We start from the raw sequence: 18,707 nt of genomic DNA, 5'->3' as shown, positions 1-18,707 counted from the left end.
TCAACGTCCTGACAGCTGGCGCAGTGCGGAAATGACGCGAGTGACATCGTCATCGGTCATGTCCGGGAACAACGGGAGAGAACAGATGCGGGCGCTGTTCCATTCGGTATTCGGCAGGGAAACCTCCGGGAAGCGCTCGCGGTAATATTTTTGCGTATGGGCCGCACGGAAGTGCAGACCGGTGCCGATACCCATCGCCTTTAGCTTTTCCATCAACGCGTCGCGGCTGATGCCGCAGGCAGCCTCATCGACGCGGATGATAAACAGATGCCAGGCGTGCTGGTGATCCCAGGCCGGGACGGTCAGGGGCGTAAACGGCGTGTCCGCCAGTTCGCGCAGATAGCGCTGGGCAATTTCCGCCCGCCGCTGGTTGGCGTGAGGCAGTTTTTCCAGCTGGACCAGCGCCAGCGCGGCGTTGATGTCGGCAAGATTGTATTTAAAGCCCGGAGCGATCACCTCCGCCTGCGGCGCGCGGCCATGGGTCTGGCGGTCATAGGCGTCCACGCCAAGGCCATGGAATTTCAGGCTGCGGATACGGGAGGCCAGCTCGTCGTCGTCGGTGACAATCAGGCCGCCTTCAGCGCAGGTCATGTTTTTGATCGCGTGGAACGAGAAAATCGCGGTCCCCTGCCAGCCTACGTGGCGGCCCTTATAGTGGGTCCCCGCCGCATGGGCGGCGTCTTCGATCACCGGAATGCCATGGCGCTCGCCCACCGCGCGAATGGCGTCGATATCGGCTGGCGCCCCCGCGTAGTGCACAGGAATAATCGCTTTGGTACGCGAGGTGATCGCCGCTGCCACCGCCTCAGGGGTGATCATCAGATTGTCGTTATCGACATCGATCATTACCGGCGTGGCGCCCAGCAGGCAGATCATATTGAGAGTGGAGACCCAGGTCTGGGACGGCGTAATGACTTCATCGCCAGGGCCAATACCCAGCGCCATCAGGGTCACATGCATCCCGCCGGTCGCTGAACTGACGGCAATCGCGTGGCGGTTGCCGGTCAACTGGCAAAATGCCGCTTCAAGTGCCTGATTCTTCGGTCCGGTGGTGATCCAGCCCGACGTTAAAACTTCACGCAGGGCTGCCAGCTCTGCGTCGCCCATCGACGGGCGCGAAAAAGGCAAAAAATCGCTCATCATCATCCTGTTCTGTAGATGACCCACGCACAAACCTGGGTCGTTAGAATAAAATATCCTGCGCCTGCGGACTTAAACGAAATTAAAATGAAGTGAGTTCAGCGCGGCATTCCATTTCAGGGTATTTCGACCACTATTAATGTAGTCGACCTTGCTTAGGATAATATTAAGAAATTAATCTTTTCTCAGCATAGCCAAATAAATCATTAAGAAACAGAATGATAGGTTTTATTTATGGCAGAATTTTGACAAAAAAGCGTTCCTGTCTGGAAAAGCAAACAGGAACGCTATCGCGGAAAGTAAACGGGGGTTAAACCAGATAACAATTAATGACGCTGTCTTTGTCACGCTTGATGACAAAAAGTTAGCGCAGATCACAAAGTTATTTCTGCTTAATTACAAATTTGCAGGAAAATCAGCTGGCAATTCACTTGCCGGGCAATTAATAACCTCGTCATTATCCGCGCCACAGTCGCGAATGAAGGTGATAGTAGCAAACTCGTCAATCACTTCCGTCGGGTAGGCCGGGCCGGCATCGCGGTACGAATTCATCAGAGGAATGTGATCGTTCTGGAAGCAGACGGTTTTTTCCGGGTTATTCATGATCCAGCGCGGGAAGAAAATGGTGCCGTGGAACAGTTTATCGCCCAGGTTGACGATCAGGCTGACGTCGGTACCGGTCGGTTCGGTCCATGAGATTTTGTAGATACTTTCCCCCACCCGCACGATGTACGCTTCCTGATCTTTCACCCAGCGATTGCCGACGATGCCGCTGTGAATACGGTAGTCGAGGGTGTGGCCGTTTTTGACGTAAATTTCGTAGTTCCAGCCGTTGTCGTAGGTGTAGACCAGATGTTTACCGATAAAGCCGCTGAGGTCATGTTTGTCGAAAGTGCTCATCATTTATTCTCCTCTGTGTTGTTGAGGACAGCATACGTCTTTAAAAATTGAATGAATAACGCTATGTTTGGATTAAATACATCCAAATTTTAGATTGATTATGCACAAGACAACCCTGGAGCAGTGGGCGTTACTCGAAAAGGTAGTGGAATTGGGGAGCTTTGCCAGAGCGGCGGAGGAGACCAATCGCAGCCAGTCTTCGGTGAGCTATAACCTCGCGCTGCTGCAGGAGCGTTTAGGGGTAGCGCTGCTGGCGCCGTCCGGGCGGCGGGCGGTGCTGACCCCGGCCGGCGAACTGCTGCTGAATCAGGTCAAACCGCTGCTACAGGCCTTCGCCTACGTTGAGACGCATGCCGCCACTCTGCGCAACGGGGCGCGCACCCGTCTGGATCTGGTGGTCGACAGCATTTTCCCGCGCCAGCGGTTGTTCGCCATTTTGCGCCAGTTTCAGCAGCGTTATCCGCAGACGCAGGTCAGACTCACCGAAGTGCTGGAAAATATGGATGACGAGGGTGCGGCGCGAACGGAAGCCGATGTCATGGTTCTGACCCGCCGCCAGGATATTACCGGCCGCGGAGAGTGGCTGATGAATATTGATTTTATCGCCGTCGCCCACCGCGACCATCCTCTCGCCGCCCTCGACGGTCCGCTGGAGGATAGCGCGCTGGCGCCATGGCCGCTGGTGCGCATTGCCGACCAGACCGGCGATGGCCAGGCGACGCGTGACGCCTGGACTTTCTCCACCATTGACGCCGCCATTGATGCGGTGATGTATCAGGTCGGCTTCGGCTGGCTGCCGGAAGAGCGCATTCGTTCCCATCTCGATCAGGGCGTGCTGAAGCGGCTGCCCCTCAGCCATGGCGCGCGCCGCGCGACGCCGCTGCATCTGATCGTCAAGCGGGATCTGGTGCCGATCGACGAACAGGTGGCCACGCTGCTGGGGTTGTTCCGGGCGCCCTGAGGGGTAAAGCGGCGCCTGCCCCTGCGCATAATCATACGGATTACTTATACTTTTCGGCGCAATATTGATCCAGGTTACTCCGAAAGTATGATGAATCACTAAAATCGTCATACTTTCCTGTCGTTGAGATTGCCGTCTTGTCTATTTTCCGCCTCACTCTGCTGGCGCTGATCGCCTGCGTCCCTCTGCTGGCTCAGGCCGCGCAGCACTCGCTCACCACCGCCTGGCCGGTGAACGTCGGCCCGCTGAATCCGCATCTTTATACCCCCAACCAGATGTTTGCCCAAAGCATGGTCTATGAGCCGCTGGTGAAGTATCAGGCTGACGGCAGCGTGCAGCCCTGGCTGGCGACCCGCTGGCGTCACTCCGACGATGGTAAAACCTGGTGGTTCACCCTGCGCGAGGATGTGACCTTCTCCAACGGCGAACCCTTTAACGCCCAGGCCGCAGCGGCGAATTTCCAGGCGGTGCTCGCCAACCGTCAACGCCACGCCTGGCTTGAGCTCGCCAATCAGATAACCGACGTGCGGGCGCTCAGCGCCAGCGAGCTGCAGATCACCCTGAAAAGCGCCTACGCCCCCTTGCTACAAGAGCTGGCCCTGCCCCGCCCATTCCGCTTTATCGCCCCCTCGCAGTTTATCGATGGCGGCACCGCCAACGGCATCAAAGCCCCGATCGGCACCGGGCCGTGGCGACTGGCGAGCTCGCAGCTCAATCAGCGCGACGTGCTGGTACGCAACGAACAGTACTGGGGTAATAAACCCGCGCTGCAGCAAATCACCATCAAAGTGATCCCTGACGCCACCAGCCGCGCGGTGGCGTTCGAAACCGGGGAAATTGACATGCTCTACGGCGACGAAGGGCTGCTACCGCTGGATACCTTCGAACGCTTTCGTCATCACCCCGGCTACGTGGCTCGACTCTCCGCCCCGACGGAGACGGTGATGCTAGCGCTGAACGCCAGCCAGGGCCCGACCCGCGAGCAGGCGGTTCGCGAGGCGCTCAACTACGCCGTCGACAAGCAGACCCTCGTCGATAGCGTGCTCTACGGCACCCAGCAGGTTGCCGACACCCTGTTTGCGCCCTCGGTCCCCTACGCCCCGCAGGATCTGACGCCACGCCGTTACGATCCGGCAAAAGCCCGCGCCCTGCTGGCGCAGGCCGGCTGGCAGCAGCCGGAAGGCCAGCCCTGGCGACAAAAAGCCGGGCAACCGCTGGCGATTGAGCTGGCGTTTATCGGCACCGACGCGCTGGCTAAATCGATGGCCGAAATTATTCAGGCCAATCTGCGGGAGGTCGGCGTCCGCGTCACCCTGGTGGGCGAGGAGGAAAGCAGCATCTATGCGCGCCAGCGCGAAGGCCGGTTCGGCATGATCTTCAATCGCACCTGGGGCGCCCCCTACGATCCGCATGCCTTTTTAAGCTCGATGCGCGTGCCCTCGCATGCCGATTATCAGGCCCAGCGCGGCCTGCCCGACAAAGCGCTGATTGATAAAGAGATTAGCGAGGTGCTGACCACCAGCGACGAGGCGCAGCGGAAACGGCTGTACCACGATGTGCTGACCCGTCTGCATCAGGACGCGGTGTACCTACCCATCAGCTATGTCTCGCTGATGTCAGTTGCGCGCCAGGAGGTCGGCGAGATCCCGTTCGCGCCGGTGACCACCGAGATCCCGTTCGACCAGATTAAACCGGTAACACCATAATGCTACGCTATATTTTACGCCGCCTGCTGCTGCTGATCCCGCTGTTGCTCGCCGCCTCCGCCATCATCTTTCTGCTGCTGCGGCTCGGCACCGGCGACCCGGCGCTGGATTATCTGCGCCTGTCGAACTTGCCGCCCACGGAAGAGATGGTCGCCTCGACCCGCGAACTGCTGGGGCTCAACCAGCCGCTGGCGATGCAGTATCTGCACTGGCTGTGGCGGGCGCTGCACCTGGACTTCGGCCTCTCCTATGCCACCCGGCGGCCGGTGCTGGACGACCTGCTGCACTTCCTGCCGGCCACCCTGCTGCTCACCGGCGCGGCGCTGGCGCTGATCCTCGTCACCTCGCTGCCGCTGGGGATCTGGGCGGCGCGCCATCGCGATCGCCTGCCGGATTTTGCTGTACGGCTGATTGCCTTCCTCGGCGTGTCGATGCCGAACTTCTGGCTAGCCTTTCTGCTGGTGATGCTCTTTTCCGTGCATCTGCAGTGGCTCCCGGCGATGGGATACGGCGACTGGCAGCACCTGATATTGCCCGCCGTCTCCATCGCCTTTATGTCGCTGGCGATTAACGCCCGGCTGCTGCGCGCCAGCATGCTGGAGGTCTCCGGCCAGCGTCACGTGGTATGGGCGCGGCTGCGCGGGTTGAGCGCGCGCCAGGTGGAGCGGCGGCATATCCTGCGCAACGCCACCCTGCCGGTGGTGACCGCCATGGGCATGCACATTGGCGAGCTGATCGGCGGCACGATGATTATCGAAAATATCTTTGCCTGGCCGGGGGTTGGCCGCTACGCGGTTTCCGCGATCTTCAATCGCGATTATCCAGTGATTCAGTGCTTTACCCTGATGATGGTCACGGTGTTCGTACTGGCTAACCTGGCGGTGGATGTGCTTAACGCGGCGCTCGACCCGCGCCTGCGCCGCCATGAGGAGGTGAGCGTATGAGATGGCTGCGAAACTTCCGCTGGCCGGTGAAACTGGCCCTGCTGGTTATCGCGCTGCTGGCGGTCATCGCCCTCGGCAGTGGCTGGTGGCTGCCCTGGGATCCGGCGGCGATTAACCTGCAGCAGCGGCTGCTGCCGCCAGGGGGAGCACACTGGCTGGGAACCGATCATCTTGGACGGGATATTTTCTCGCGCCTGCTGGCCGCCACCCGCGTCTCGCTGGGGGCGGTAATGGCCTGCCTGCTGCTGGTGCTGCTGATCGGTCTGGCGGTTGGCGGCAGCGCCGGGCTGCTGGGCGGCCGCGCCGACCGCGGCCTGATGCGCCTCGCCGAACTGTTTATGACCTTTCCGACCTCGATCCTGTCGTTCTTTATGGTGGGGGTGTTGGGTACCGGGCTGACCAACGTGATCCTCGCCATTGCACTGTCGCACTGGGCCTGGTACGCCAGAATGGTGCGTAATCTGGTGGTCTCCCTGCGCCAGCGCGAATTTATCCTCGCCGCCCGCCTGAGCGGCGCCAGCCAGTGGCGGCTGTTCAGCGACCATCTGGCAGGGGCGGTGATCCCTTCGCTGCTGGTGCTCGCCTCGCTGGATATCGGTCATATGATGCTTCACGTGGCCGGCATGTCGTTCCTTGGCCTCGGCGTCAGCGCGCCGACGGCGGAATGGGGGGTGATGATCAACGACGCCCGGCAGTATATCTGGACCCAGCCGCTGCAGATGGTCTGGCCGGGGCTGGCGCTGTTCATCAGCGTGATGGCTTTTAACCTGCTGGGCGACGCGCTGCGCGATCGCCTCGATCCTCACCTGATCGCGGAGCATAGCCACTGATGCCGCAGAAGATCCAACTGCAACAGATCGCCCTTGCCGCCGACCGCCCGCTGGTCAGCGACGTCTCGCTTACCCTGCGCCGCGGCCAGGTACTGGCGCTGCTCGGCAGCAGCGGCAGCGGGAAATCGCTCACCTGCGCCGCCGCGCTGGGCCTGCTGCCGCCCGGCGTCAACCAGACCGCCGGCCGGGTGTTGCTTGACGGCATGCCGGTGCACGGCGAACAGCTGCGCGGCGCGACTATCGCCACTATCATGCAGAACCCACGCAGCGCCTTTAATCCGCTGCATACCATGGCCGCCCACGCCCGGGAAACCTGCCGGGCGGCGGGCCGCGAAGCAAGTGACGCCGCCCTGCTGGCGGCAATGGAAGAGGTGGGTCTGGATAATCCGCGGGCGCTGCTGAAACGCTACCCCTTTGAGATGAGCGGCGGCATGCTGCAACGGATGATGGTCGCCCTCGCCCTGCTCAGCCGCGCGCCCTTTATCATCGCCGACGAACCGACCACCGACCTCGATGCCATCGCCCAGGCGCGGATCCTCAATCTGCTGGCGGATATCGTCGCCAGCCGCGGTCTGGGGCTGCTGCTGGTGACCCATGACATGGGCGTTGTGGCGCGGCTGGCGGATTACGTAGCGGTCATGGAGAACGGTCGCCTCGTTGAACAGTGCGATGTAAATACGCTGTTCAGCGCCCCACAGCACCCGCTGAGCCAACGCCTGTTGGCGGCGCATCTGGCGCTGTACGGACTGGAGAAAACAGCATGAATTTACTCAGCGTCACCGGGGTGAGCCACAATTACCCGCACCACGGCAGGGTCCTGCACGAGATCCAACTCGCCATCGCCCCCGGCGAAACGGTGGCCCTGCTCGGGCGCAGCGGCTGCGGCAAGAGCACCCTGGCGCGGATGCTGGTGGGCCTGGAAACGCCGCAGCACGGCGATATTGTCTGGCGCGGCACACCGCTGACCGCCCTGAAAGGCGAGGCCGTCGGCGCCTTCCGCCGCGATATTCAGCTGGTGTTTCAGGACGCCTTCAGCGCGGTGAATCCGCGCAAAACGGTGCGCGAGATCGTCAGCGAGCCGCTGCGCCATCTGTTGCGCTTGTCGCGCGAGGAACGCGCGCGCCAGGTGGAAGAGATGCTGCAGGCGGTCGACCTTTCCACGATGCTGCTCGATAAACGCCCGACGCAGCTCAGCGGCGGACAGCTGCAGCGCGTCTGCCTGGCTCGCGCCCTGGCGGTACGGCCGCAGCTGTTGATTCTGGATGAAGCGGTCTCGAATCTCGATCTGCTGCTGCAGGCGGAGATTATCGCCCTGCTGAAACGCCTGCAGGCCCAGTTTGGCACCGCCTGCCTGTTCATCACTCACGACCTGCGGCTGGTGGAGCGCTTTTGCCAGCGGGTGCTGGTGATGGAGCACGGACGCATCGTCGAAACCGCAACGGTCAGTCTACCGCTGCGCCTGCGCTCCCCTGCCGGACAGGCGCTCCAGCAGGCGGTGCTGCCACCTTTTCCTGCCACTCTGCTTAACGAGGCCATGCCATGCAGCGCGTAACCCTGACTCTTGATGATGACCTGCTGGCCGCTCTCGATGCGCTCAGCGCCCGCCGCGGCTACCACAATCGTTCGGAGGCGGTACGCGATATTCTGCGAGACGCCCTCAACCAGGATCCCGCACCGTCGGAGCCGCGGCGCGGTTATGCCGTCCTGTCATATGTGTACGAGCATGAAAAACGCGAACTGGCGAGCCGGCTGGTGGCCACCCAGCATCATCATCACGATCTCTCCGTCGCCACGCTGCATGTGCATATCAGTCATGACGACTGCCTGGAGATTGCGGTGCTGAAGGGAGACATGGTCGAGATACAGCATTTTGCCGACGACGTGATTGCCCAGCGCGGCGTGCGCCATGGGCATTTGCAGTGTTTAGCGGATGATTAACTATTTGAAAATTCTTAGGTGGTTTATCAACAGTTGATAAACCACATAAATTATACGCTTTGTGAATTATCCCGCTTCGCCAATAATGGCGCTTCATTTAACGATCTCGTTATGGCGAGGCTCCTGCATAAATACAAGTTACCGCCCTGTTGGTATCGAGAGAGACCACTCAGGGAAATACAGGCTTCCATCGAATCAAGGTGTTGCCAAGGTAACTTCTGGCGGTCATGACCGTTCAGATACGTTATGCAGTGCTAAAACCAGGACGTAGGGATCTGCCTGCGCTAACCCTGTCTTGTTCGCCCCTATGAGTGATTTTTTATAGGGATTTTAATCATGTCTTCCATTCAACTCTGCGCCGCCCATCAGGCGACCTCTGGCTTCAACGGCGATGCCATCGCCCAGTACATGCGTACCGACTTTATTACGCTACAGGAACATCTCAGCGTCCATGAGGCGCGGGAGCACTTTATCTCGCAGCTCACCAGCGATGATATTCCCGGCCAGGTGTTTGTTGTCGCCGGTAAAAAGCTGCGCGGCAGCCTGTCGGTCAAAAAGCTACTGCAGGAAGGGGATGTCGGGCAGTCTATCCGCTACCTGATGGACAACTGCCTGTTCCGCGTCAAACCTGACGATGAACGCCCGCAGGTCATTGCCGAGCTCAACGAGCGCGGCCTCGAGCTGGTTCCCGTCGTCGATAAAGGCGAGCTGGTCGGCTGCCTGATGGAAAAGGAGATCGCCCATCTGCTGGAGGATGACGTCACCGAGGACGCTCAGCTGCAGGGGGCGACGCTGCCGCTGGAAAAACCGTACCTCGAGATCAGCCCCTGGACGCTGTGGAAGAAACGCTCGGTGTGGCTGCTGCTGCTGTTCGTGGCCGAAGCCTACACCAGCAGCGTGCTGCAGCATTTCGAAGAAGCCCTGGAATCGGCCATTGCGCTGGCCTTCTTTATTCCGTTGCTCATCGGCACCGGCGGCAACAGCGGAACGCAGATCACTTCGACGCTGGTGCGCTCGATGGCGCTGGGAGAAGTACGGCTGCGCGATATGGGGCGGGTGATCCGCAAAGAGGTGTCGACCTCGTTTCTGATTGCCTTAACGCTGGGGCTGGCGGGCTGCCTGCGCGCCTGGATGATGGGCATCGGCATGGAAATCACGCTGATCGTCAGCCTGACGCTGGTATGCATTACTCTGTGGAGCGCAGTTGTCTCGTCGGTCATTCCGATGGTGCTTAAACGGATCGGCATCGACCCGGCGGTGGTTTCCGCGCCGTTTATCGCCACGCTGATCGATGGCACCGGACTGATTATCTATTTCAAAATCGCTCAGTATTTTCTTGGGTTGAACTGATCATATACGTCCGGGCGCCAGGGCGCCCGGACGCTTAGATTACCCTTCCACCAGCGCCTGCGCGCAGGCCCAGGCGCTTGACCACGCCCACTGGAAGTTATACCCGCCGAGCCAGCCGGTGACGTCCATCACTTCGCCGATAAAGTAGAGGCCCGGCGCCTTACGCGCCTCCATGGTACGCGACGAGAGCTCATTGGTGTCCACGCCGCCGAGGGTCACTTCCGCCGTCCGGTAGCCTTCGGTACCGTTCGGCTGCACGCGCCAGGCGGTCAGCGTCTCCACCAGCGCTTGCTGATCGCGAACGTTCAGCTGCTTCAGCGTGACATCAGGAATTTGCCCCAGCTGCTGCAGACACTCCACCAGCCGCTTCGGCAACTGCATCGCGAGGGTGTTTTTCAGGCTCTGGTTGGGATGCGCGCCGCGCTGCTCGTTAAGGAATTCCTCAAGATTGCAGTCCGGCAGCAGATTCACGGTGACGAACTCACCGGGCTGCCAGTAGCTGGAAATTTGCAGCACCGCCGGTCCGGAAAGGCCGCGATGGGTGAACAGCAGATTTTCGCGGAACAGGGTGCCGTTCTCGGCGGTGATGGTCGACGGCACCGAGACGCCGGAGAGAACCTGGAGCTGCTCAAGCAGCGGCTTGTGCAGGGTAAACGGCACCAGACCCGCACGGGTCGGCAGCACCTTCAGGCCGAACTGTTCGGCGATTTTATAGCCAAACGGCGAGGCGCCGAGGCCCGGCATCGACAAGCCGCCGGAGGCGATCACCAGCTTTTTGGTCGCCAGCGTTTCGCCGTTCACCTGAAGCCGATAGCCTTGCTCGTCGCGCTCCACGCTGAGAATTTCGCTGCGCAGGCGGATCTGCACGCCGCCCTTTTCGCATTCCGCCAGCAACAGAGTGACGATCTGTTCCGCCGAATCATCGCAAAACAGCTGACCGAGGGTTTTCTCATGCCAGGCGATGCCATATTTGCCGACCAGCTCGATAAAGTCCCACTGGGTGTAGCGCGCCAGGGCAGATTTGCAAAAATGCGGGTTTTGGCTCAAATAGGCCGCCGGCTCGACATACATATTGGTAAAGTTGCAGCGGCCGCCGCCGGACATCAGAATTTTTCGCCCCGGCTTTTTGCCGTTGTCGAGCAGCAGGACGCGACAGCCGAGCTGCCCCGCCTGCGCTGCGCAAAACATTCCCGCCGCTCCGGCGCCAACGACAATGGCATCAAACCTTTCCACACCGCATTCCTCGTTCCCCAATTGTCGGGTTTTGTAAATATTTCACTCTGGTCACACCAGCGGGAAAAATCCCGCACTAGATACATCATTGAAAGATATAGGATTACTCCCAACAGGGTAAAACCTAAACAGGAAGAAAATCAAAAAAAGTCTATATTTCACTTTGCCCGCGCCGCTAAAGTCACTGATAATGCGCCGCGTTCATGTCCTCAAAATGGCGTAACGTCCTATGCTACATTTATTTGCCGGTCTGGATTTACATACCGGACTATTATTATTGCTTGCTTTAGCTTTTGTACTGTTTTACGAAGCGATTAACGGTTTCCATGATACCGCAAACGCGGTGGCTACGGTTATCTACACTCGCGCTATGCGCTCACAGCTCGCTGTGGCGATGGCGGCGCTCTTCAACTTCTTCGGCGTTCTGCTGGGCGGTCTCAGCGTAGCCTATGCCATCGTGCATATGCTGCCGACCGATCTGCTGCTTAACATGGGTTCCGCGCATGGCCTCGCCATGGTGTTCTCTATGCTGCTGGCGGCGATCATCTGGAACCTCGGGACCTGGTACTTCGGTCTTCCGGCATCCAGTTCTCATACCCTGATTGGCGCCATCATCGGTATTGGTTTAACCAATGCGCTGATGACAGGCACCTCCGTGGTTGATGCGTTGAATATCCCGAAAGTCATCGGCATTTTTGGTTCGCTTATCATCTCGCCTATCGTTGGTCTGGTGATTGCGGGCGGCCTGATTTTCCTGCTGCGCCGCTACTGGAGCGGCACCAAAAAACGGGCGCGTATCCACCTGACTCCGGCGGAGCGTGAAAAGAAAGACGGCAAGAAAAAGCCGCCGTTCTGGACCCGTATCGCCCTGATCCTGTCCGCTATCGGCGTGTCGTTCTCTCACGGCGCTAACGATGGACAGAAAGGCATTGGTCTGGTGATGCTGGTCCTGATCGGCGTCGCCCCGGCGGGCTTCGTGGTGAATATGAACGCCTCCGGTTACGAAATCACCCGTACCCGCGATGCGGTCAACAATGTGGAAACTTTCTTCCAGCAGCGCCCTGACCTGCTGAAGAAAGCCACCGGCGTTGACCAGCTGGTTCCCTCTCCGGACACCAATACCGCGGCCAACGGCGAGTTTCATTGCCATCCGGCGAACACCATCAACGCCCTTGACCGCGTGAAGACCATGCTGACCGGCGTTGAGAACTACGAGTCGCTAAAACCGGAACAGCGCGGCCAGCTGCGTCGCATCATGCTCTGCATCTCAGACACTACCGACAAAGTGGCGAAACTGCCGGACGTGAGCGCTGACGACCAGCGTCTGCTGAAGAAACTGAAAACCGATATGCTGAGCACCATCGAGTACGCGCCAATCTGGATTATCATGGCGGTCGCGCTGGCGCTGGGTATTGGTACCATGATCGGCTGGCGCCGCGTGGCGACCACCATCGGTGAGAAGATCGGTAAGAAGGGTATGACCTACGCCCAGGGGATGTCGGCGCAGATGACCGCAGCGGTCTCAATCGGTCTGGCGAGCTACACCGGGATGCCAGTTTCCACCACCCACGTGCTCTCCTCCTCGGTAGCGGGGACGATGCTGGTGGATGGCGGTGGTCTGCAGAAAAAGACGGTAACCAGCATTCTGATGGCCTGGGTACTGACCCTGCCGGCAGCGATTATCCTTTCAGGCGTCCTTTACTGGCTCTCCCTGAAGCTGATTTAAGCGTTATTCGTTCAAAACGGGCCAGCTTGCTGGCCCGTTTTTTATTCTGAAAATATCGTTAGTGCCAGATCATCAGCGCAATCAGGCTCACCACCACCAGGCCGCACAGGGCGCTGGTCAGAATAAACTGGCGACGAACACGTTCGCAGCGACGAATAAATTCATCGTCATGATGGTCACGGTAGCGCTGGGCATAGATATACCAGACCAGCCGCATCTGTTTGCTGGGCTGCCCGTGCGAGGTAAAAAAGCCGCCGCCATCGACGTACTGATAGAGCAAGGGATCGCAACCACGTAGCACAACCAATAATGCACGCAACGATGAGAAGTAGCGTGCCATATTCACCACACAAACGACACACAGGGCCCAAAACAGCGCAATAGTGCTGATCATACCTCCTCCCCGGCGACCCGCCCACGGAGAAATCCTCCGCGGCTACCGCTCCCCAAATAACCGACGACAATACCGTAAAGAGTGCGATTCCGATCACATTTATTTTTCCGACCGGCTCATTAAATAGTGTAGGAGATCCATTAATTTTTTTACCACAAGGTTATTCGTTATCAATACGTAAGACGGATAAATTTGTTTAGCTTTTAGGTGAACCCAGTGCATTGACGGAGTGCGGGGGGCGCTATAAGGTAAGAAATATCTTCTACAATGAAGTCCTTAAAGGCTACCCTCCCGCGAATGTAGCACGCAGGACGCGGGCGAAACGGCAGCGCCAGCTGTCAGGTCCAATGGTCATCGACAAACTTATGGAAGGAGTAACACTATGGCTTACAAACATATTCTGATTGCAGTAGACCTGTCCCCGGAGAGTAAAGTACTGGTTGAAAAAGCCGTTTCTATGGCCCGCCCTTATAACGCGAAAGTCTCTCTGATCCACGTGGATGTCAATTACTCCGACCTCTACACCGGGCTGATTGACGTGAACCTCGGCGATATGCAAAAACGCATCTCCGAAGAGACCCATCACGCGCTGACCGAGCTCTCAACCAACGCCGGCTACCCGATCACCGAGACCCTGAGCGGCAGCGGCGACCTCGGTCAGGTGCTGGTCGATGCGATTAAAAAATACGATATGGACCTGGTGGTCTGCGGCCATCATCAGGACTTCTGGAGCAAGTTGATGTCCTCTGCCCGTCAGCTGATCAACACCGTCCATGTCGACATGCTGATCGTCCCGCTGCGCGACGAAGAAGACGAATAACCCTCCCGTTGTGTCATGCCAGACGCCCGCCGCTGCGGGCGTTTTTATTTTCGCTTCTGCCCCGCCAGACAACAGAGCTTAAATCCATAAAAAAGCCATTCCATTAGTGTGATCAGCCAGTTATTCACTAAAACATCTATATAATAATCTACTCATTAAGCCAATAACCGCAGCATGGCGAGTTATCAGACATTTTCGGCGCGTTCTGGCATACGCGTTCATACTTTTTGGGAAAGTAATACAAGGCGAAGGAATATGAATACAACTGCACCTACGGGTTTGCTGCAGCAACCTCGTCCGTTCTTCATGATCTTCTTTGTGGAGCTCTGGGAACGTTTTGGCTATTACGGCGTTCAGGGGATCCTGGCGGTCTTCTTTGTTAAACAGTTGGGCTTCTCTCAGCAACAGGCCTTTATCACCTTCGGCGCCTTCGCGGCGCTGGTTTACGGGCTGATCTCGATCGGCGGCTACGTGGGCGACCATCTTCTGGGGACCAAACGTACCCTGGTGCTCGGCGCGGTTGTGCTGGCTATCGGCTACTTTATGACCGGGATGTCGCTGCTGAAACCGCAGCTGATCTTTATCGCCCTCGGCACCATCGCCGTCGGCAACGGTTTGTTTAAAGCCAACCCGGCGAGCCTGCTGTCAAAATGCTATCCGCCGAAGGATGCCCGTCTCGACGGGGCGTTCACCCTGTTTTATATGTCGATAAACATCGGTTCGCTGCTGTCGCTGTCGCTGGCGCCGGTGATCGCGGAAAAGTTTGGCTACGCGGTGACCTATAACCTGTGCGGCGCGGGGCTGATTATCGCGCTGCTGGTCTACTTCGCCTGCCGCGGGATGGTAAAAGATATTGGCTCCGAGCCCGATCACCGCCCCCTCAGCCTGCGCAATCTGGCGCTGGTGCTGGCCGGTACGGTGGTAATGATTTTTCTCTGCGCCTGGCTGATGCATAACGTGATGATCGCCAACCTGGTGCTGATTGTCCTGTCGGTCGTGGTCATTGCGTTCTTTTTCCGCGAGGCGTTTCGCCTTGATAAAACCGGGCGCAACAAAATGTTCGTCGCCTTTATCCTGATGATCGAGGCGGTGCTGTTTTACATTCTCTACGCCCAGATGCCGACCTCGCTGAACTTCTTCGCCATCAACAACGTCCATCATCAGATCCTGGGTTTTACCATCAACCCGGTCAGCTTCCAGGCGCTGAACCCCTTCTGGGTGGTGGTGGCCAGCCCGGTGCTGGCGGCGATTTACACCCATCTCGGTCATAAGGGTAAAGACCTGACCATGCCGGTGAAATTTACCCTCGGGATGTTCCTCTGCGCGCTGGGCTTCCTGACCGCCGCGGCCGCCGGGATGTGGTTCGCCGACGCCCAGGGATTAACCTCGCCGTGGTTTATTGTGCTGGTTTATCTGTTCCAGAGCCTGGGCGAGCTGCTGATCAGCGCCCTGGGGCTGGCGATGGTCGCCGCGCTGGTGCCGCAGCATCTGATGGGCTTTATTCTGGGGATGTGGTTCCTGACCCAGGCCGCCGCGTTCCTGCTCGGCGGCTATGTGGCGACCTTCACCGCGGTGCCGGAAAATATCACCGACCCGCTGCAGACGCTGCCGGTTTACACCAGCGTGTTCAGTAAAATTGGCCTGGTGACCCTGGGGGTCACGGTGGTGATGGCGCTAATGGTGCCTTGGCTGAACCGGATGATTAATACCCCGGCCAGCGCCGAGTAACCGTTTAAGATGGCCGACCCGCACTGGCGCCGTTTGTTTAAATATTACGGTTCCCGGCTTGCGCTACGCTGAGCCGGGCTACAATGAGGTAGCCCGGATAAGGCGCGTTGCGCCGCTATCCGGGAGATACCACCACGGGGTAATATTACTCCGGCGTGCCGGCGTAAATATCAAACCGATGCCCTTTGGTCACCACCGCGTTCGGCGTGGCGACTTCCGCCAGCGGCGGCGCGTAATCCGGGCGCTTTACCACCACCCGTTTGGTCGCCAGCTGGCGCGCCGGGGCCAGCAGGCCATCGGCGTCTAAATCAGGCCCCACCAGCGACTGAAAAACGCGCATCTCTTTCTTCACCAGCGCGCTTTTCTGCTTATGCGGGAACATCGGGTCGAGGTAGACCACCTGCGGACGCGGGGTGATATCGGTCAGCGCCGTCAGGCTGGAGGCGTGGATCAGCTGCAGCCGCTCCTGCAGCCAGCCGCCGATTTCCGCATCGGCATAGCCGCGGGCCAGACCATCGTCGAGCAGCGCGGCGACCACCGGATTACGCTCCAGCATCCGCACGCGGCAGCCGACCGACGCCAGCACGAAGGCATCGCGCCCCAGGCCGGCGGTGGCGTCAACCACATCCGGCAGATAATCGCCTTTAATCCCCACCGCTTTGGCTACCGCTTCACCGCGGCCGCCGCCAAACTTGCGCCGGTGGGCCATCGCCCCGCCGACGAAATCGACGAAGATACCGCCAAGCTTAGGCTCATCGCGCTTACGCAGCTCCAGATGCTCAGCGGTCAACACCAGCGCCATCAGGTTATCGTCATCCTGCTCCAGCCCCCAGCGGGCGGCTAAAACAGATAAGGCGCCGTCTCCGGCGCCCGTTTCATCAATTAAGCAGATCTTCACGTAGCAATCAGCCTTTGATCCCGTAATGCTCAAGCATCGCGTCCAGCTGCGGCTCGCGCCCGCGGAAGCGTTTGAACAGCACCATCGGCTCTTCGGAACCGCCGCGGCTCAGGATGTTATCGAGGAACGACTGACCGGTTTCGCGGTTGAAAATCCCCTCTTCTTCGAAGCGTGAGAAGGCGTCTGCCGCCAGCACGTCGGCCCACAGATAGCTGTAGTAACCCGCCGCGTAACCGCCGGCGAAGATATGGCTGAAGGCGTGCGGGAAGCGGCCCCAGGTTGGGCCCGGCACCACGGCGACCTGCTTTTTAATCTCCGCCAGGGTCTCAAGGATTTTCGCCCCCTGCTCCGGTTTGTACTCCGCATGCAGGCGGAAATCGAACAGGCCGAACTCCAGCTGGCGCAGAATAAACATCGCCGCCTGGTAGTTTTTCGCCGCTAGCATTTTCTCCAGCAGCGCCTGCGGCAGCGGTTCACCGGTTTCATAATGACCGGAGATAAAGGCCAGCGCTTCCGGCTCCCAGCACCAGTTTTCCATAAACTGGCTCGGCAGCTCGACCGCGTCCCACGGCACCCCGCTGATGCCGGAAACCCCGGCGGTATCGATGCGGGTCAGCATATGATGCAGACCGTGGCCGAACTCGTGGAACAGGGTGATCACTTCGTCGTGGGTGAACAGCGCCGGTTTGCCGTTGACCGGACGGTTGAAGTTACAGGTCAGGTAGGCGACCGGCTTCTGCAGGGAGCCATCCAGCTTACGCATCTGGCCGACGCAGTCGTCCATCCACGCCCCGCCGCGCTTGTGCTCGCGGGCATACAGGTCGAGATAGAAGCTGCCGCGCAGCTCGTTGTGTTCGTCATACAGCTCGAAGAAGCGCACTTCCGGATGCCACACATCGACATCGGTACGCTCTTTGGCGGTAATGCCGTAAATGCGCTTCACCACTTCGAACAGACCGTTAACGGCTTTGTTTTCAGGGAAATAGGGGCGCAGCTGCTCATCGCTGATGCTGTAGAGATGCTGTTTCTGTTTTTCGCTGTAGTAAGCGATGTCCCACGGCTGCAGCTCTTCGACGCCGAACTCGGTTTTAGCGAAAGCGCGCAGCTGGGCCAGCTCTTTTTCGCCCTGTGGACGGGCGCGTTTTGCCAGGTCGGTGAGGAAGTCGAGCACCTGCTGCGGATCCTCCGCCATTTTGGTGGCGAGGGATTTAAAGGCGTAGCTGTCAAAGCCCAGCAGCTGCGCCAGCTCGTGGCGCAGAGCGAGGATCTCCGCCATCACCGGGCTGTTATCCCATTTCCCGGCGTTCGGCCCCTGATCGGAGGCGCGGGTGGAATAGGCGCGGTACATCTCTTCGCGCAGCGCCTGATTGTCGCAGTAGGTCATCACCGGCAGGTAGCTCGGGATATCCAGAGTCAGTAGATACCCTTCCTGCTCTTTGGCCTGGGCCTGCGCCTGAGCGGCGGCCAGCGCGCTTTCCGGCATACCGGCCAGATCGGCGACGTCGGTCACCAGCTTGTTCCAGCCCATAGTGGCGTCAAGGACGTTGTTGCTGTACTGGTTGCCCAGCTCAGAGAGGCGCGCGGCGATTTCACCGTAGCGTTTCTGCGCCTCCGGCGGCAGGCCAATACCGGATAATTCGAAATCGCGCAGCGCGTTATCAACCGCTTTTTTCTGCGCGGTATTCAGCGTGGCGTAGTTATCGCCATCGCGCAGGTCGCGGTAGGCTTTATACAGGCCTTCATGCTGGCCGACCCAGGTGCTGTACTCGGAGAGCAGCGGCAGCGTCTGTTCGTAGGCCTCGCGCAGTTCCGGGCTGTTTTTTACCGAATTGAGATGGCTGACAGGCGAGAAGATGCGTCCCAGCACATCGTCCACTTCCGCCAGCGGCTGGCAAAGATTTTCCCAGCTATACGGCGCGCCGTGCGCCACCGCGCTTTCCACTGCGGCCCGGCAATCCTCCAGCGCTTTGGTGACCGCGGGGACCACGTGCTCTGGTTTGATCGCAGAAAAAGGCGGCAGGGAAAAAGGCGTCAGTAATGGATTGGTCATATGCGCTGTCCTGTTGAAAAGGGTGAGTGAAGCGCGCGTCCGGCGCTTATGCATGAGATCTAGAATGGGGGATAGTTGGGGGAATTTCA

At 59.2% G+C, this 18,707-nt stretch carries 17 protein-coding genes and 1 riboswitch; of the genes, 11 read left to right on the top strand and 6 right to left on the bottom strand.

What is annotated here, in order from left to right:
- Positions 1-1,140, bottom strand: coding sequence for a UDP-4-amino-4-deoxy-L-arabinose aminotransferase (gene arnB, locus ABLV64_RS20670; RefSeq protein ID WP_004202075.1), 1,140 nt, complete (start codon positions 1,138-1,140; stop codon positions 1-3).
- 396 nt (positions 1,141-1,536) lie between these two features.
- Positions 1,537-2,043 carry a phenolic acid decarboxylase gene (locus ABLV64_RS20665; RefSeq protein WP_012540376.1) on the bottom strand — a complete coding sequence of 169 codons (507 nt, stop codon included), beginning with the start codon at positions 2,041-2,043 and terminating at the stop codon, positions 1,537-1,539.
- A 97-nt stretch (positions 2,044-2,140) separates the two neighbouring features.
- On the opposite strand from ABLV64_RS20665, the gene ABLV64_RS20660 reads away from it, so the two are divergent.
- The 8 genes from ABLV64_RS20660 (at position 2,141) to ABLV64_RS20625 (ending at position 9,769) form a co-directional block, all read left to right on the top strand.
- Complete coding sequence (locus tag ABLV64_RS20660; RefSeq protein ID WP_004202072.1) at positions 2,141-3,001, top strand: LysR family transcriptional regulator; 861 nt, start codon at positions 2,141-2,143, stop codon at positions 2,999-3,001.
- A gap of 137 nt (positions 3,002-3,138) precedes the next feature.
- On the top strand, positions 3,139-4,707 hold the full coding sequence (gene nikA / locus ABLV64_RS20655) for a nickel ABC transporter substrate-binding protein (protein ID WP_080841266.1): 1,569 nt from the start codon (positions 3,139-3,141) through the stop codon (positions 4,705-4,707).
- Complete coding sequence (nikB, locus tag ABLV64_RS20650) at positions 4,707-5,651, top strand: nickel ABC transporter permease subunit NikB (RefSeq protein WP_017899990.1); 945 nt, start codon at positions 4,707-4,709, stop codon at positions 5,649-5,651. Before nikA ends, nikB begins: the two co-directional genes overlap by 1 nt.
- Positions 5,648-6,481 (top strand): nickel ABC transporter permease subunit NikC, encoded by an 834-nt coding sequence (gene nikC, locus ABLV64_RS20645; RefSeq protein WP_004202068.1) that lies wholly within the window; start codon positions 5,648-5,650, stop codon positions 6,479-6,481. Before nikB ends, nikC begins: the two co-directional genes overlap by 4 nt.
- Complete coding sequence (gene nikD / locus ABLV64_RS20640; RefSeq protein ID WP_004202067.1) at positions 6,481-7,245, top strand: nickel import ATP-binding protein NikD; 765 nt, start codon at positions 6,481-6,483, stop codon at positions 7,243-7,245. Before nikC ends, nikD begins: the two co-directional genes overlap by 1 nt.
- Entirely contained in the window at positions 7,242-8,033 is a 792-nt protein-coding gene (gene nikE / locus ABLV64_RS20635; protein WP_049004430.1) for a nickel import ATP-binding protein NikE, read from the top strand. Before nikD ends, nikE begins: the two co-directional genes overlap by 4 nt.
- Complete coding sequence (nikR, locus tag ABLV64_RS20630; RefSeq protein WP_004202063.1) at positions 8,021-8,419, top strand: nickel-responsive transcriptional regulator NikR; 399 nt, start codon at positions 8,021-8,023, stop codon at positions 8,417-8,419. The genes nikE and nikR overlap by 13 nt, the downstream gene beginning before the upstream one ends.
- A 98-nt stretch (positions 8,420-8,517) precedes the next feature.
- Positions 8,518-8,699, top strand: a riboswitch (M-box (ykoK) riboswitch).
- Positions 8,700-8,755: 56 nt separating this feature from the next.
- On the top strand, positions 8,756-9,769 hold the full coding sequence (locus ABLV64_RS20625; RefSeq protein WP_264976564.1) for a magnesium transporter: 1,014 nt from the start codon (positions 8,756-8,758) through the stop codon (positions 9,767-9,769).
- 39 nt (positions 9,770-9,808) lie between these two features.
- Here the strand turns inward: ABLV64_RS20625 and ABLV64_RS20620 are convergent, their stop codons facing one another.
- Positions 9,809-11,002, bottom strand: a complete 1,194-nt coding sequence (locus ABLV64_RS20620) for an NAD(P)/FAD-dependent oxidoreductase (protein WP_004204939.1) — start codon at positions 11,000-11,002, stop codon at positions 9,809-9,811.
- Between the two features lie 229 nt (positions 11,003-11,231).
- Here ABLV64_RS20620 and pitA point away from each other — a divergent pair, with 229 nt between their 5' ends.
- Positions 11,232-12,728: an inorganic phosphate transporter PitA gene (pitA, locus tag ABLV64_RS20615; protein ID WP_004204940.1), complete on the top strand. Its 1,497-nt coding sequence runs from the start codon at positions 11,232-11,234 to the stop codon at positions 12,726-12,728.
- A gap of 58 nt (positions 12,729-12,786) precedes the next feature.
- Here the strand turns inward: pitA and uspB are convergent, their stop codons facing one another.
- Positions 12,787-13,122, bottom strand: coding sequence for a universal stress protein UspB (gene uspB / locus ABLV64_RS20610; protein WP_002921203.1), 336 nt, complete (start codon positions 13,120-13,122; stop codon positions 12,787-12,789).
- Between the two features lie 382 nt (positions 13,123-13,504).
- Between uspB and uspA the strand changes: the two genes are divergently transcribed.
- Both uspA and dtpB read left to right on the top strand, forming a co-directional pair.
- Positions 13,505-13,942, top strand: coding sequence for a universal stress protein UspA (uspA, locus tag ABLV64_RS20605; protein ID WP_004145166.1), 438 nt, complete (start codon positions 13,505-13,507; stop codon positions 13,940-13,942).
- A 255-nt stretch (positions 13,943-14,197) separates the two neighbouring features.
- Positions 14,198-15,670, top strand: coding sequence for a dipeptide/tripeptide permease DtpB (dtpB, locus tag ABLV64_RS20600; RefSeq protein WP_126065331.1), 1,473 nt, complete (start codon positions 14,198-14,200; stop codon positions 15,668-15,670).
- A 145-nt stretch (positions 15,671-15,815) separates the two neighbouring features.
- Here the strand turns inward: dtpB and rsmJ are convergent, their stop codons facing one another.
- Positions 15,816-16,568 (bottom strand): 16S rRNA (guanine(1516)-N(2))-methyltransferase RsmJ, encoded by a 753-nt coding sequence (gene rsmJ, locus ABLV64_RS20595; RefSeq protein WP_004204942.1) that lies wholly within the window; start codon positions 16,566-16,568, stop codon positions 15,816-15,818.
- Between the two features lie 7 nt (positions 16,569-16,575).
- Complete coding sequence (gene prlC / locus ABLV64_RS20590; protein WP_060656607.1) at positions 16,576-18,618, bottom strand: oligopeptidase A; 2,043 nt, start codon at positions 18,616-18,618, stop codon at positions 16,576-16,578.
- Positions 18,619-18,707 lie beyond the last annotated feature (89 nt).

Origin of the sequence: Klebsiella sp. JB_Kp031 (assembly GCF_040064295.1) — a bacterium.
In the GTDB taxonomy this organism is placed as follows: domain Bacteria; phylum Pseudomonadota; class Gammaproteobacteria; order Enterobacterales; family Enterobacteriaceae; genus Klebsiella; species Klebsiella quasipneumoniae.
This window is presented reverse-complemented; position numbering and strand designations above follow the sequence as displayed.